General features: G+C 42.8%; 12 protein-coding genes and 1 tRNA gene. 2 read left to right on the top strand and 11 right to left on the bottom strand.

Going from position 1 to position 15,700, the window contains the following annotated elements:
• Positions 1 to 57 precede the first annotated feature (57 nt).
• The 7 genes from DRB05_RS19195 to dapB all read right to left on the bottom strand — a co-directional run bounded on the left by DRB05_RS19195 (position 58) and on the right by dapB (position 10,208).
• Positions 58 to 2,856, bottom strand: coding sequence for a collagenase (locus tag DRB05_RS19195; RefSeq protein ID WP_128728347.1), 2,799 nt, complete (start codon positions 2,854 to 2,856; stop codon positions 58 to 60).
• 251 nt (positions 2,857 to 3,107) lie between these two features.
• Positions 3,108 to 3,383 (bottom strand): hypothetical protein, encoded by a 276-nt coding sequence (locus tag DRB05_RS19200; RefSeq protein ID WP_128728348.1) that lies wholly within the window; start codon positions 3,381 to 3,383, stop codon positions 3,108 to 3,110.
• 147 nt (positions 3,384 to 3,530) lie between these two features.
• Positions 3,531 to 4,136 carry a hypothetical protein gene (locus tag DRB05_RS19205; RefSeq protein ID WP_128728349.1) on the bottom strand — a complete coding sequence of 202 codons (606 nt, stop codon included), beginning with the start codon at positions 4,134 to 4,136 and terminating at the stop codon, positions 3,531 to 3,533.
• A gap of 167 nt (positions 4,137 to 4,303) precedes the next feature.
• Positions 4,304 to 4,780, bottom strand: coding sequence for a transcription elongation factor GreA (gene greA / locus DRB05_RS19210; RefSeq protein ID WP_010377973.1), 477 nt, complete (start codon positions 4,778 to 4,780; stop codon positions 4,304 to 4,306).
• 46 nt (positions 4,781 to 4,826) lie between these two features.
• A complete protein-coding gene (gene carB / locus DRB05_RS19215; RefSeq protein ID WP_128728350.1) occupies positions 4,827 to 8,045 on the bottom strand; it encodes a carbamoyl-phosphate synthase large subunit in 3,219 nt (1,072 codons plus the stop codon).
• Positions 8,046 to 8,061: 16 nt separating this feature from the next.
• Positions 8,062 to 9,198, bottom strand: coding sequence for a glutamine-hydrolyzing carbamoyl-phosphate synthase small subunit (gene carA, locus DRB05_RS19220; protein WP_010377970.1), 1,137 nt, complete (start codon positions 9,196 to 9,198; stop codon positions 8,062 to 8,064).
• 206 nt (positions 9,199 to 9,404) lie between these two features.
• On the bottom strand, positions 9,405 to 10,208 hold the full coding sequence (gene dapB, locus DRB05_RS19225; protein WP_128728351.1) for a 4-hydroxy-tetrahydrodipicolinate reductase: 804 nt from the start codon (positions 10,206 to 10,208) through the stop codon (positions 9,405 to 9,407).
• 434 nt (positions 10,209 to 10,642) lie between these two features.
• Here dapB and DRB05_RS19230 point away from each other — a divergent pair, with 434 nt between their 5' ends.
• Positions 10,643 to 11,956, top strand: coding sequence for a Na+/H+ antiporter NhaC family protein (locus tag DRB05_RS19230; protein WP_010604026.1), 1,314 nt, complete (start codon positions 10,643 to 10,645; stop codon positions 11,954 to 11,956).
• 73 nt (positions 11,957 to 12,029) lie between these two features.
• Positions 12,030 to 12,809 carry a nucleoside-binding protein gene (locus tag DRB05_RS19235; protein WP_128728352.1) on the top strand — a complete coding sequence of 260 codons (780 nt, stop codon included), beginning with the start codon at positions 12,030 to 12,032 and terminating at the stop codon, positions 12,807 to 12,809.
• 143 nt (positions 12,810 to 12,952) lie between these two features.
• On the opposite strand, the gene DRB05_RS19240 is transcribed toward DRB05_RS19235, so the two are convergent.
• The 4 genes from DRB05_RS19240 to tpiA all read right to left on the bottom strand — a co-directional run bounded on the left by DRB05_RS19240 (position 12,953) and on the right by tpiA (position 15,648).
• Positions 12,953 to 13,981, bottom strand: a complete 1,029-nt coding sequence (locus DRB05_RS19240; RefSeq protein WP_193554585.1) for a tetratricopeptide repeat protein — start codon at positions 13,979 to 13,981, stop codon at positions 12,953 to 12,955.
• A 466-nt stretch (positions 13,982 to 14,447) separates the two neighbouring features.
• A tRNA-Leu gene (locus DRB05_RS19245) sits at positions 14,448 to 14,532 on the bottom strand.
• Positions 14,533 to 14,555: 23 nt separating this feature from the next.
• Positions 14,556 to 14,903, bottom strand: a complete 348-nt coding sequence (gene secG / locus DRB05_RS19250; protein ID WP_128728354.1) for a preprotein translocase subunit SecG — start codon at positions 14,901 to 14,903, stop codon at positions 14,556 to 14,558.
• Positions 14,904 to 14,907: 4 nt separating this feature from the next.
• Positions 14,908 to 15,648, bottom strand: a complete 741-nt coding sequence (gene tpiA / locus DRB05_RS19255; protein WP_128728355.1) for a triose-phosphate isomerase — start codon at positions 15,646 to 15,648, stop codon at positions 14,908 to 14,910.
• Positions 15,649 to 15,700: the final 52 nt, after the last annotated feature.

Genomic DNA, 15,700 nt, shown 5'->3' on the forward strand with positions numbered 1-15,700 from the left:
TGTGATCTAACTCACCTTTTCAATTGCCTTCATCAATTTAAGCTTAATATTGAACAGTTACTGACAATCACCTTTATTATAAGAGACTTTCAGCGCAGCTCCCGTCGGTGCGCCCGACACTTTTAGGTATCCCCAATATTGAGATTGCGCACTTATTTCAATGCACTCCTGATTACCTTGATTGAAGGAGCTTGCATCCACATTTGTGCCATTCGGCCACCCTGAATTGCTGTATTCCAGACCAAGATCACCACTACCATGCGCGGTTTTGATCACCACCGATTGTTGACCACTTACGTTCTCAAGGCTAAACCACATAGGCTCTTGACTTCCAAGGCAAATCGTTTCACCTGCTACCAATCTACCATTAGAGACACTGCCCTGCGACTGACATACGTCCGCTATTGTTGAAGTTGTTACGATTTCTCCTAACAATTGCACATTTTCGAAGCGGTTATAGCCATACAACATAATGTAATAGGTGCCAGCGGTAGGTGTGGTGATCTCACATATCTCTTCGTTACCTGATTGGTATGGTCTACAATCATAATCGCTGAACGTTGGCGCCGACCCTAACTTAACGTAAAGATCGGCATCACCGTTACCTCCAGACGTGCGAATGACTAACTTATCGGTGCCAGCAGCAACATCAATTGAAAACGCAACTTGTTCATCTTGCTCGCCAGCAACTGTGACAGGTACGCCAGACTGTAGTTTGTTTGAAGTCGTTGCACTTACTGTAGTCACTGTATTACTAGTGTGATTCAATCCGCTAGGGTCACTTACTGTTAAGCTAATTTGATACTCGCCTGCTTGTGCATATCTGTGCGTGGGATTGGCTTCATTACTTTGACTACCATCACCAAAGCGCCACAAATAAGTGAGCGCGTCGCCATCAGGATCGACACTACCTTGGCTTGAAAATAGTATCGCTTGATTGACGTCACCGGAGTAAGGGCCATTAATCTCTGAAGTCGGCGCGTTATTCTGACCACCAGTGGCAAGCGCATTACACCATTGAACAAACTCTGATTGATACTGTGATGCGAGTCGGTCCATACGAGCTTGGTACGCATTCCAATTTGCTTGTCTCGTTTCCTGTCGCATTGCGAGCACTTCATCAAAGTGCTTTTCATACAGGAATCTCACCCCTAAATAACCCCAACGGTAAATTCTATCTTGATCAAAACCGTCATACGTGGTGCTGAATATTTCGGCAAGCGTATATGCTGAACCATCTTTGATTGTGTCTATTGCAGCTTGATTATCATTGAGGTTTGCAATGTACTCAGCCACCCCCTCGCTCCACCAGACGATAGGTTTAGTTGGTGCATTAAAGTCACCATAAAGATCAAAGCGCCCATCAAGGTAATGGACGTATTCATGCTCTAAGTTCCAGATGTAATGATCCGGCTTTGCATAACTGGCCTCGTATGCAACGAAATTAGCAACGTTATTTACATCGCTGGGATTACCTTCTAAATACATACCACCGTTGTCGGTGCTGATCTTAAAAATGGCTTTGGCATATTTTTTATAGTCCGCACTGCTATTAAAGATATTCACTTGCAGAAAATCATTGTTGTCATCGGCAACCGGTAAGCGGCCTGTTTCCAGCATGGTGTGGAATCGCACTTCTTCCGCTTCCATAGTTTGACAAGCTGAAGTCAATTGCTGAGTAGTAAGCGCTTGTGCTCTAATCTTTATTGTATCGCTACAACTATGTTGTTGAGAAAGTACTTTTGTCTCAAGTTCTTTATCAAAATTACAAATACCAAACTGACCACAATCAGCATAATAGGTCGCGACATCAGCCGCAGCTAACCAGACACCATCGCCAAAACCATAACTGTTGTAACGCGAGAATAAAGCAGTTAATTGCGTGTCGACTGACTCTTGAATAGCTGCACCATTGTACAGTTTAAGTCGAGCCAATTCGCTTGCTGCATTGATGATTAGATATTCAGAGTCAGAATTTACCATCCAAGTTTGTTCGGTAAAGCTCCCCAGTAAACTTACCAATTGTTGATCGTTTTTAACCAAAGCGACAAAGTTATCATTCCACTGACCACGATATAAGATAGTGAAAATGCCGTTTACCGCACTGCGCATATTCCACTTTTGAGCGTAGCTTTCATTCCATTTAGATAACCATGCTTTTACGACAGGCAGATAGTGCCCTTGTAGTTCCGATGAGTCCATTGTAGTAATAGCCTCACCAAGTACTTTACCATGGGCATCATTGTCGTCGTAGAAATGGCTATTGCTAACAAAAGCATCCAACGCATCTTTCACCGCAGGCTTAACCCAAGTGGCGAAAGTTACCTGATCATTGTAAAACTCAACATAAAAGCCAGCGCGAATAAACAAATAAAGCGCTTCGAGATCGGCACTGCCGTTGCCTGTATAGCTTTGCGAAAGCGACTTAGCATTTTGCGCCGCAGCATACATTTTATCTGACGTGAACACTTGCGTTTGGATGCTGCTGTCAGCGGAGAATAAAGCATTGATACAGCTCGTGCCCTGTTGCTTTATTTCAGTAACAATTTGGCTACTGCTCGCACTTGCTAAGCTGTTTAAATCACATGCAGCAATTGCTTCTCTCTCGCTAACTGCCATCGCTTGCAATAATGGTGTGTGCTTAGCAGATAGCAGCGGCACGCTTCTTGTTGGTGTGTGTGCAACGGGTGCTCTATCATTCAAAGCTTTATGCTCATGGCCATGAGATATGTTCGTTTCCACTTGAACCGATGCATTGAGCGGCTTAAAAAGTCGCTGTGATTCTTGATGTGCGTTGGCTGAATTTATCGCTGTGATCGCAGATAACGCCAAAGTGAGTTTTGTAATTTTCATAATTTACCTTTCCTGTTGTGTATCCAAACCCGATCGGGTTATAGGTTTTTAACACCAAAATTACAATGTATACAATATATTTTATATAACTTTATGGAATAGTGGATCGACGGACAAGCCATCATAATCTTAAAAACGGATATCCAAAGGGAAAGTCGTAGCTTATACATACATCCAATTGGTTGATCTTTATGATTAAAAATCCAACCAATTGACGAAAAGGAGGAATAAAAATTTACAGTGAGTGGAATAAATTAGATCTTATCAATATGGGAAATAGCGCCGGAAGTAATTTTTACTCTCACTCGATAAGTGGATAGTGTGATTGAATAAACACCATCATTGGGTTTTTGTGCTAACAAATGCTGCAGCCCTAACAACAACTCATCTGTATCGTTACCACCGCTGGTGTTTCTTGAATCTAGATATTCTTTTCCCTGCTTCAGTGCCTTATCCAATACCACTGAAGCGACTTGCTGAGTAGACTTATTTTTCAACGTCTTAAACAATGCGCTTTTTAATAAACTCATGGTTACTCTCCTGATAAAGATACCGGCTCATAATAACACCAATTATGAACCGGTGCCTGATTGGTTTTGGGAACAATCCGAGTGTAACAAGTATACTTTAAAAGTCTAAAGCAAATTCGTTTCAAACTATGTCAGACGTGTACCACTCTACTCGATCTCAGCTAAGTAATTTATTTGCTCGGCAAGCTGCCTACCAGAAAAGAGTTTCGGCACAAAATGCAATAGATTTAAGGAAAGTTGGTGCTCGGAGCGTGTGGTATTTACTAAACTAGGTAAAGTGCCTAATTCGCTACTAATATCGTGCCAAACGGGATTATCCTCATTAAGCTTTTCATAAGCAATGGTATTGAACTCAAAATTTTCAAAATATTCATCGACTAAGACCAATGACTGAGTAAGCTTAAGCGAATCAAGTAGCTCTCGAGAAAAGCAGTGCCGAGCTTCCGAACTATTAGTGGTAAAAAAATGATCCGGAAGATTATAACCAACAATTAAATCTGAACTTTCGTACAAGCTATTGGTGTACAACAAAGCGGTTAGAATAAGATAGGTATCGTATCTCGCTAAGCTCACTCCTTGCAAAAGCTCACTCTGCTTACTGAGGTCAATCGCAAAGCGACTACGCATGGTACGCCAAAAATAATGTTGATCCAGGGAAAGGTCCCGCGCGCCAGCACCTGCCAACCTAGATCTCCAACTGGACATAAACAATTCAAACCCTTGTGTTTTAAACTGGTCGACTTCAAATGACATCCATTTCTCCTAAAAGTGTTTATAGCAAAAAATACACAGGCATCATCTTAAGCTATAAGAATCTTGAGAAATGGCAATTACACGGCATTACAGCTGCAAAAGTCGAAATAAGATGATTAAGATTGAGATAGTATAAAGCCCGCAGACCCGGGCTTTAAAAGGAAGGATTACTTGTATTCAACTTCGATGATTTCATATTCAACAGCACCATTTGGTGTTTGAATATTCACTGTATCATCCAGTTCTTTACCGATTAACCCACGCGCAATCGGTGAATTAACAGAAATCAAATTGTTCTTAAGATCAGCCTCGTCGTCACCAACGATACGATAAGTCACTTCTTTGTCTGTATCTACATTAACAATAGTCACAGTACTACCAAAAATCACTTTGCCGTTATTCTGCATTTTAGTCACGTCGATGATTTGTGCTGTCGAAAGCTTAGCTTCAATTTCTTGAATTCGGCCTTCACAAAAACCTTGCTGCTCACGTGCAGCATGGTACTCAGCATTTTCTTTCAAGTCACCGTGTTCACGCGCTTCTGCAATATCGGCAACGATTTTCGGGCGAACAACTTTTTTTAAATGATTCAGTTCATCACGAAGCAGCTCTTCGCCTCGTACTGTCATCGGAATTGATTGCATAAGTATCTCACTCATTGCCAGAGCTAACGCTCTGGCCTTGTTCTTCTTAGTTCAAACGCTGGTGTAGTTCTTGAACAGAGTTTACAGAACTTCTGTCGTCAGCTTCATTCGCTGTACAGTTTGCAAACGCTGCATTTAGCGTAGTGGTGTAGTTAGTCTTATGCTGAAGTGCACCACGACGTAACACCTTCGAGTCCTCAATAGCTTGGCGACCTTCGGTCGTATTAACGATATAGCTATACTCACCATTCTTGATACGGTCAAGAATATGAGGACGGCCTTCGAATACTTTGTTTACGCGACGTACTTCAATACCCGCTTCTTCAAGCGCTTTCGCCGTACCATTCGTTGCATCTAGCTCAAATCCAATTGCTTTCATTGTCTTAGCTAGTTCAACTACGCGTGCCTTATCACCATTACGCACAGATAGTAGCGCGCGGCCGCCACGTGGTAAAGTGTTTGATGCACCTAATTGGGCTTTTGCGAATGCTTCGGCGAAGTTTTCACCAACACCCATCACTTCACCCGTCGAGCGCATCTCTGGACCACGCATTGGGTCAACACCTGGGAACTTAGCGAATGGCAATACCACTTCTTTTACACTGTAATATGGAGGAATCACTTCCTTCGTTACACCTTGGCTTTCAAGAGACTGACCAACCATACAACGTGCCGCAACCTTTGCAAGTGCAACGCCTGTTGCTTTTGAAACAAATGGTACTGTACGAGCAGCACGCGGGTTAACTTCAATCAAATAAACTTGACCATCTTTCACCGCAAACTGAGTATTCATCAGACCCACAACACCTAGCTCAAGCGCCATATCGCGAACCTGCTTACGCATCACGTCTTGAATATCTTGCGCCAGCGTGTGTGCTGGTAATGAACAAGCCGAGTCACCCGAGTGAACACCCGCTTGCTCGATGTGTTCCATGATACCGCCAATGATAACGTTCTCACCGTCACAAATAGCATCTACATCGACTTCGATCGCATCATCCAAGAAACGGTCAAGTAGCACTGGTGCTTCATTAGAAACAGACACCGCTTCTGTCATGTAGCGACGTAAGTCGTCTTCATCGTACACGATTTCCATTGCTCGACCACCAAGTACGTATGATGGACGAACAACCAGTGGGAAGCCAATTTCTTGTGATTTAGCAACCGCTTCTTCTAGTGACGTCACTGTTGCGTTTTCTGGTTGCAGTAGATCTAGACGCTCTACTAGCTGTTGGAAGCGTTCACGGTCTTCTGCGCGGTCAATGGCGTCAGGAGAAGTACCAATTACAGGAACACCATTCGCTTCAAGGTCTCTTGCCAGTTTCAGTGGCGTTTGGCCACCGTACTGAACGATCACGCCTTTTGGCTTTTCAACACGGACAATTTCCAGCACGTCTTCAAGTGTAATTGGCTCGAAGAATAGGCGATCAGACGTATCGTAGTCTGTTGAAACCGTCTCCGGGTTACAGTTAACCATGATAGTTTCATAGCCATCTTCACGCATTGCAAGGGCTGCGTGTACACAGCAGTAATCAAATTCGATGCCTTGACCGATACGGTTAGGACCGCCACCGATAACCATGATTTTGTCTTTGTCAGAAGGATTCGCTTCACATTCTTCATCATACGTTGAGTACATGTAAGCGGTGTCTGAGCTAAATTCTGCAGCACATGTGTCTACACGCTTGTAAACCGGTAGGATTTCAAGCTGGTGACGCTTCTTGCGAATTTCTTTTTCTGATACACCCGCGATTTCGGCAATGCGAGCATCTGAGAAACCTTTACGTTTCAAGCGACGCAGGAAGTCTTTGTTTAGACCTGCCATTCCCACTTCAGCGATTGTCGCTTCATCTTTTAAAATGTCTTCGATTTGAACTAGGTACCAAGGGTCAATCTTAGTTAATTCAAATACTTCTTCGACAGACATGCCATGACGCATCGCATCGGCAATATACCAAATACGCTCGGCACCTGGCTCGCGCAATTCGCGAATGATCGTTTCTTTTGCGTTTGGCGCATCTAATGCGACAATCGGGTTCAGACCCGTTGCACCCACTTCTAGACCTCGTAGTGCTTTTTGTAATGACTCTTGTTGGTTACGACCAATTGCCATTACCTCACCAACCGACTTCATTTGCGTAGTTAGACGGTCGTTTGAACCTGCGAATTTTTCGAAGTTAAAACGAGGGATCTTAGTCACTACGTAGTCGATTGACGGCTCAAATGATGCTGGAGTTGCACCACCTGTGATGTCGTTTTGAAGCTCATCTAGCGTGTAACCTACGGCAAGCTTGGCTGCGATTTTAGCGATCGGGAAGCCCGTAGCCTTTGACGCAAGTGCAGAAGAGCGTGATACGCGTGGGTTCATCTCGATGATAACCATACGGCCATCAACTGGGTTTACACCAAACTGAACGTTTGAACCACCCGTTTCAACACCAATTTCACGAAGTACCGCCATCGAGGCGTTACGCATGATTTGATATTCTTTATCAGTTAGCGTTTGTGCTGGCGCAACTGTGATTGAATCACCAGTGTGTACGCCCATTGGGTCGAAGTTTTCGATTGAACATACGATGATACAGTTGTCGTTTTTGTCACGAACCACTTCCATCTCATATTCTTTCCAGCCTAATAGGCTTTCATCGATAAGCAGCTCATTGGTTGGTGACAGATCAAGACCACGAGTACAGATCTCGTCAAACTCTTCCATGTTATACGCAACACCACCACCGGTACCACCCATCGTGAATGAAGGACGAATAATACATGGGAACCCGATACGAGTTAAGATATCGTGGGCTTCATCCATTGAGTGTGCAATTTCAGCGCGAGGACATTCTAGGCCGATATTTTTCATCGCCGCATCAAAACGCTCACGGTTTTCCGCTTTATCAATCGCATCTGCAGTCGCACCAATTAGCTCAACGCCATGTTTAGCAAGCACACCGTGCTTATCTAGGTCTAGCGCACAGTTAAGTGCTGTTTGGCCACCCATAGTAGGTAGCACCGCATCAGGCTTTTCTTTTTCGATGATCTTTTCTACCACTTCCCAGTGAATAGGCTCGATGTAAGTCGCATCCGCCATTTCAGGGTCAGTCATGATAGTCGCAGGGTTAGAGTTTACAAGAATAACTCTATAGCCTTCTTCTCTAAGCGCTTTACAGGCCTGAGCACCAGAGTAATCGAATTCACATGCTTGGCCGATAACGATTGGACCTGCGCCCAAAATCAGAATGCTTTTTATGTCGGTACGTTTTGGCATTATTACTCCGGTCTAATTAAGCGTTGCGAGATTGCATTAATTCAATGAAATGGTCGAATAGCGGTGCCGCATCATGTGGACCAGGACTTGCTTCAGGGTGACCTTGGAAGCTAAACGCTGGCTTATCAGTACGGTGAATACCTTGCAGTGTGCCATCGAACAGTGACTTGTGCGTTGCACGTAGCGTATCAGGAAGCGTTGCTTCGTCAGCAGCAAAACCGTGGTTTTGTGCTGTGATCATCACAACATCACGATCTAAGTCTTTAACCGGGTGGTTACCACCATGGTGACCAAACTTCATTTTTACTGTTTTCGCACCAGAAGCGAGTGCTAATAACTGATGGCCTAGACAAATACCAAAAATAGGTGTATCTGTCTCTAAAAATGCTTTGATTGCTTCAATGGCATAAGTACATGGCTCAGGGTCGCCAGGACCATTTGATAGGAAGATACCATCAGGGTTTAATGCAAGTACATCAGCAGCGGAGGTTTCTGCTGGAACAACGGTTAACTTACAGCCTCTATCAACTAACATTCTAAGAATGTTCTTTTTCACACCAAAATCGTACGCAACAACATGGAATTTTTCTTCTTCAGCAGAAAGCGTTTTAAAGCCCTCGCCTAGAGTCCAGCTTGATTCACGCCATTCAAACTGAGATTCTGTTGTTACTACTTTTGCTAAATCCATCCCTTTCAAGCCAGGGAATGCTTGCGCCGCTTCTAGCGCTTTTTGCTCGTCTACTTCGTCACCTGCGATAATACAGCCATTTTGGGCACCTTTATCACGTAAAATGCGAGTTAGTTTACGAGTATCAATATCTGCGATCCCTAAGATATTGCGTTCTTTCAAGTAATCACTCAATGATTGTTCGTTACGGAAATTACTCGCAAGCAGTGGTAAGTCACGGATCACTAGGCCTTTTGCCCAGATCTTGTCCGCTTCCTCATCTTCGCTGTTAGTACCGGTGTTGCCGATATGTGGGTAAGTAAGCGTAACGATTTGTTCCGCGTATGAAGGATCCGTTAAGATCTCTTGATACCCCGTCATTGACGTATTAAATACCACCTCACCGACTGACATACCGTCAGCACCGATAGCAGTACCGCGAAACACCGTGCCGTCTTCAAGGACTAACAGAGCGGATTTAGTCAAGTTAACCTCCTAATAGTAAAAAACGGGCGAAAGCAAAACGCTCAACATCCCGTCTACAAAGCGCTTGGTAACACGCAGTTATTAAAATTTTGGCAAATTCGTTATAGTCTACAGCATGAATGCCTTTTCGTCTAATACAAATCACAAAAATTATAAAAATAAGCCATTAAACTCTTTTTTTGTTTTAAAGCCTCAAAATGTTATACTTACTTCTTTAAATCCAGCACATCTTGCATATCGTAAAGACCTGCTGGTTTATCTTTTAGCCACTGCGCAGCCCTTACAGCACCTGATGCAAAGGTCAGTCTCGACGCAGCTTTATGTGTTAATTCAAGCCTTTCCCCCATTGTCGCGAAGTAAGCTGTATGTTCGCCTACTATATCACCCGCTCTGAGGACCGAATATCCGATTTCTTGTTGTGATTTCGCTTCATGATTTTGACTTCGATCGTAAACCGCAACATCATCATGTTGCCAGCCTTTAGCTTCTGCAATTGCCTCTCCGATAGCGAGCGCGGTTCCCGAGGGGGCGTCTATTTTGTTGCGATGATGCGCTTCAAAGATTTCAATATCCATGTCGTCAGCCAGCTTTTGAGCGGCTGTTTGTACAAGATTAAGCAGCAGATTAATGCCAACGCTATAGTTTCGAGAAAACACAATTGGGATATCTTTTGCGGCTTCCGCCAACTGCGCCATTTCACTTGCTGTCAGTCCAGTAGTACCAATCACCATTGGTTTTTTAGCGGCAATTGCAGCTGATAAATGCTGCTTCATACCCTCTGGCAAAGTAAAGTCTATTAATACATCAACATTTTCAAGCTTACTTTGCTCGGAACTAAAACAGATATTTGCGTCTGCTTGAGGCTGCAATTGATTAACTGCTTTATCAAGATATTGTGAACTATCTCGTACAAAAGCGTTGCCCAGCTCTACTTCTTGCGACAAATAGCAGGCTTCTATCAATGCTAACCCCATTCTGCCATTCGCACCGTAAATACCTATTCTTGTCATACGTTACCCTTTTTATTTGCGATATTGATTATCCGAAAGGCAGCAACGATGGCTAACCGGATAATGGAAATGTGTTTTTGCGGGAGTAGAGTTTACCGTATCTGTGTGTCATAGTCAGTTAAGTTGAAAATAATAAAACATTAGACTTTAGACGTCTAAACATATAAACTGCCGCGCTCGCTCACCTATTGAAGTTGAGAGATTTTCATCTTATACCAATTGCATTAAGTAAAAGGGCTATTTTGAAGCGGAGAAATAGCTTTAGTAGCTAGGCAAAAATTTTGCTATTTAGTTGTTCTAAATGAGAAATTTTTAACGACGCTAATATGCTAATTCACCCTTCAAATTGGTTGGAGAATTAATACAATTGGTATCAGGTGTGTTGTGCGGTTTTACAGCTAACTATTGGCTGTGCTTTATTGTTGGGGAGTGCTATGCAACCAAATTACAATCAAACAAAGGCAAAACTATCACTATTGCCGCTGTTGACCTTTGTAGGGATTTTTCTTGGCGCAGGATTGTATTTGCAATCGCAAGGCGTTGATTATGCGTTTTATCAATTAAAAGCTCCTGTCGCGATTTTACCAGCCATCGTTCTCGCTTTTTTACTTAATAAAGATACCATCAACCGCAGTGTCGAAACTTTTATTCAAGGCGCAGGACACAGCAATATCATCACCATGTGCCTCATCTATTTATTAGCAGGTGCTTTTTCTGCGGTTGCAAGTGCCACTGGCGGTGTTGACGCTGTGGTTAACGCCGGTTTATCACTTATTCCTCCGGCATTTTTATTACCCGGCTTGTTCCTTATTTCTGCTGTCGTCTCTACTGCAATGGGAACCTCCATGGGCACGATTGGTGCAATTGGACCTATTGCTGTTGCCGTCGCGATGAAAACCGGGATTGATCCGGCACTTATGGCTGGCACCATCGTTTCGGGCGCAATGTTTGGCGATAATTTATCCATTATTTCTGATACCACAATTGCAGCAACGCGAACGCAAGGCTGTGAAATGAAAGATAAATTTAGAGAGAATCTAAAAATAGCCCTACCAGCTGCACTGCTGACTGTTTTACTCTTGGTGTTTTTAACCCCAGAGCCGCAGGTTGTAGAAACCAAGCCGTTTGATTGGTTATTAGTTTTACCATACGCATTTATTTTGGTCTTGGCGGTGATTGGTATCAATGTTTTTGTTGTGCTCTTTAGTGGCATTGTGTTTGCCGGCTGTATGGGTTTTGCCGGTGACTATCAAGGCGCTGCGTTCTTAAACGATATCTATAAAGGCTTTAGTGATATGCAGGAGATTTTCTTGCTGTCGATGTTCATTGGTGGTTTATCTGAATTTATTCGTATCAATGGCGGCCTAGATTTTTTAGCCAAACAGATCCAAAAAATTACCAGCATTATTGCGAAATGGCACCGTCAAGTAGCTGATCAACTCGGTATTGCTGCACTCGTGTTAACAAGTAACTTGTGTATCGCAAATAACACGGTAAGTATCATAGTTGCTGGCCCCGTTGCTAAAAAACTGGCTGAAGATGGAAAGATCTCAGCTAAGCGTTCGGCAAGCTTATTAGATATTTTTGCGTGTGTTATGCAAGGCTCTTTACCCTATGGTGCACAGGCACTGCTGCTCGGGGCCACGTTTAAAATCAGCCCTTGGGACGTATCTAGCTCTTCTTATTACTGTTTCATTTTGGCTTTCACCGCCATTACCGTAATCTGCCTAAGAAGAAATAAAGCATAATTTATTCGGTTTACGCGCCCAACTTTGGGCGCTTTTGTTATACTTTCATTTTTAACGCTATCCGAATTAATAAATGAAAATCAACACGCTCATCATTTCCTCCTCACTCGCTTTTAGCACATTTAGTTATGCTGCTGATTGGAGTACAACGCAACTACACATAAACCACGGTGATTTCAAAAACCCGTTTAGCAGAAACGAAGCAACGGCAACGGTTTACTCATTACAACATGCGTCTGGATATCGCTACGGCGATAATTTCTTCTTTATCGATTACAGCAAAGATAACCTTCGTGATGGTTACCAAGATGGTGACTTTTATGGAGAGTGGTATTCAAGCTTGTCGATGTCAAAGGTTGCTGGCTTTAAGTCTTCTTTCGACGCCATAGCTGACGTTAGCTTAACCATGGGTTTCAATGCAGCTGGAGACGCTAAGGTGATGAAATACTTACCTGGTGTCAAAGTGAACTGGAATTTTGAAGGATTCAACTTTTTCTCTTCTACTTTTACTCTCTATCAAGACGATAGCCAAGGGGTCAGCCATGGCGGTGCACCTAAGGAAAGTGATAGCTGGATGATAGATCTTGCATGGGGTTACCCTTTCACAATAGGCGAACAAAAGTTCTACCTCACAGGTCACGTAGAATATATTGGCGAGCGAGAGAACGAGTTTGGTAATGACGTAAAAGGCTGGTTGCTCGCGCAGCCAATTCTGCAATGGGATCTCGGCTACGCGATGGGCATGCCTAACAGCCAGTTGATGTTAGGTATTGAATGGCAGTATTGGCGCAACAAACTTGGTACAGACACTAACGAATCTGTTCCTCAAGTACACGTTGCGTGGACATTCTAGTCGTCAATTTTTTCATAGCCTTTGACTTGGCTCTGGGGTAGTTGAGTCATAGGCGCTGACTAGCCAGTATTGCTTAGCTACATTTCTCTACCACTCACAGTATAAAAACCGTACCGCTTTCTACTGAGGTAGTCGTGTTTTTGTTATGAGTTATTGCTCTCACACCAGGACAGCGCGACGCCTAACAGTTGAGCCTCTGTTGATACATTAGGTGATGTTTTTTGCTGCTCGGACAGCAAGGTATTATAAGATGCTATCAACTCTGGGAGCTGTAGTGTATAAACATATTTTTCCATGTTGCTGCCGTAGTCACTTTGGATCAACTTGGGTAAAGTCGACATGAGAAACTCCACTTGCTCTGCTTTTGGGTTTAAACCATTTCTACTTTTTTGAAAAATTAACTCCTGCCACATAAACACAATCGACAATTCTCTATCCTCTGCTGCACTTAGCTGAGCTTTTACTGTATTCCTATAGCGTCTATAGTTTTTCCATTGATTTGCGAGCAAATAAACGTTTAACAAATTTAACCCGGTATAACTCGCCTCATATGCTTGCCCTGATTTTTGGTGATAAAGAAAAGCTTGTCTATATAGTCTTGCAGCATGTTGGTATTTGCTCATATCAAAATAAACATTGGCTAAGTTATTGTTAAGTGCCGCTTCCAGTTGCTCATCTTTAACGTCAGACAATGTTGGTGTTAAAATATTGATTGCTTCTTTTAACTGTCCCATCGTTCGATATAAAACCGCGAGATTATTAACGATACGGGGCCTTTGATCATGAGTTGAGTACCTGAGTGCACATTCGTAGTTTATTTGAGCAAGAGCAGGTTGATTAATGCGGCGATAATAAATCGCAAGATTGTTTGCAATTAACCCTTTCTCTGACTGAAGATAGGTAAGCCAATCAGCACTTTCAGAAAATAGCTCCACAATTTCAGTTATTCTACGTACATTATTTGATTTTATTGATGCCTCTAAGCCTGCTCGATGTAGCTCATATAAACCTTTTGAGGGCTGCACTGGCAGTTTGGGTAATACTGCTTCATAGGCTCGAGTTGCTTGTGCTGGGTTAGAGATGTTTAAATCTTGAATAACCCGCAATGTCTTAAACAGCTCATCAGGTGCAAGTACTGTCAGGGAAGAAACAACAATTAAAACTGGAAGCACTTTCGCTCTCCGATTTCCTGATTTAAAGTAATCATAGTGGAGCTTCTTTTGGTTGGCAAAATGCCTAATAGCAATTTACTTAACGTTTAAGTGTTCTATTATTAGGCGAGAAAATTTTGTCGATAACACAGCTACCATATTCTGCTCGCACAAAAGTATCAACATGTCTATTGGCAGACCAAAAACTTTGCTACTTATACCAATTGAATTAATTCTCTAATCAATTTGAAGGGTGAAATAGCATATTAGCTTCGTTAAAAATTTCTCATTTAGAACAACTAAATAGCAAAATTTTTGCCTTGCCTATATGGATATAGGTACCTTAGCGGTAGCAGGACGCGAGAGCGGTGCTACTAAAGCTATTTCCCCGCTTCAAGATAGATCATTTACTTAATACAACTGGTATTAGTTTCTCTAAATAAAAGAGTCTAGACGAAAAAAACCAGCCTAAGCTGGTTTTTTTATTTGGTGCGAATGGGGGGACTTGAACCCCCACGGCCGAAGCCACCACCCCCTCAAGATGGCGTGTCTACCAATTCCACCACATTCGCAAATTCGGTGTATTTCCTAACAATTAGTTAGGCACGTCAGAAGCTGGATTTTCTTCTGTCGCTGGCACATCATTTGTTGCTGGAACTGTTGTTGCAGCAGCTGGTGCCTCTAGGTTTTCCCACTCGTTAGTCTTTTTAATCTGACCTGTAGTTAGATTACCTAGAACAATACTTAGCACAAAGAATACAGTTGCCAATATTGTTGTTGTCTTGGTCATAAAGTTGCCTGCGCCTGATGAGCCAAAAACTGTCGCTGATGCACCTGCACCAAACGAAGAGCCCATGTCTGCGCCTTTACCTTGTTGAATTAACACCATACCAATTAATGCTAATGCCACAATTAAGTAAACAACCATTAGAATTTCGTACATTTACTTATCCTTTTGCACTTCTGCATATAGCAGCGAAACTCTCAGGTTTTAGGCTTGCGCCACCGATAAGTCCACCGTCTATATCGTCTTGTGCGAATAACAATTCACTGTTCTGTTCATTAACACTGCCGCCGTAAAGGAGCTGCAGTGATTGTGCGATTTGCTTGTCATTATCTGAAAGCAAATCACGTATAAATTTGTGTACTGCTTGCGCTTGCTCTGGAGATGCTGTTTTACCAGTACCAATAGCCCAAACAGGTTCGTATGCTATCACAGAGTTTGCTAACGCTGCTACACCTAATTTGGTGATAACTGCGTTTATTTGCCTAGCAACTACTTGCTCTGTCTGCCCATTTTCTCTTTCTTCTTCGGTCTCACCAACACATAAAATTGGTGTTAAACCTTGTTCTTGAGCATGTGCAAATTTATTAGCAACATCTTCATCGCTTTCGCCATAAATAGCTCGACGCTCTGAATGACCAACTAAGGTATATGTTGCTCCTAGCGATTTTGCTAGGGACGCCTGAACTTCTCCAGTGTATGCGCCTTCTTTATATTCCGAAACAGTTTGTGTTCCGACAGTAAGCCCTTTACTTGCTGCTTGCTCAATGAGCATAGCAGGAGGAAAAATAATTACATCTGCTTTAAATGTTTGATTGCTTACTGCTTCTGATATTTGGTCAACAAGAGCTTTTGAGCCATTCATTTTCCAGTTACCAGCAACAATTTGCTTTCTAGTTGTCATACGATACTCCGCAGTAGAAAGCGGGTGAGATACTAACTCTACTCACCCGAAG

This window comes from Pseudoalteromonas sp. A757 (genome assembly GCF_004103285.1).
In the GTDB taxonomy this organism is placed as follows: Bacteria; Pseudomonadota; Gammaproteobacteria; order Enterobacterales; family Alteromonadaceae; genus Pseudoalteromonas; species Pseudoalteromonas galatheae.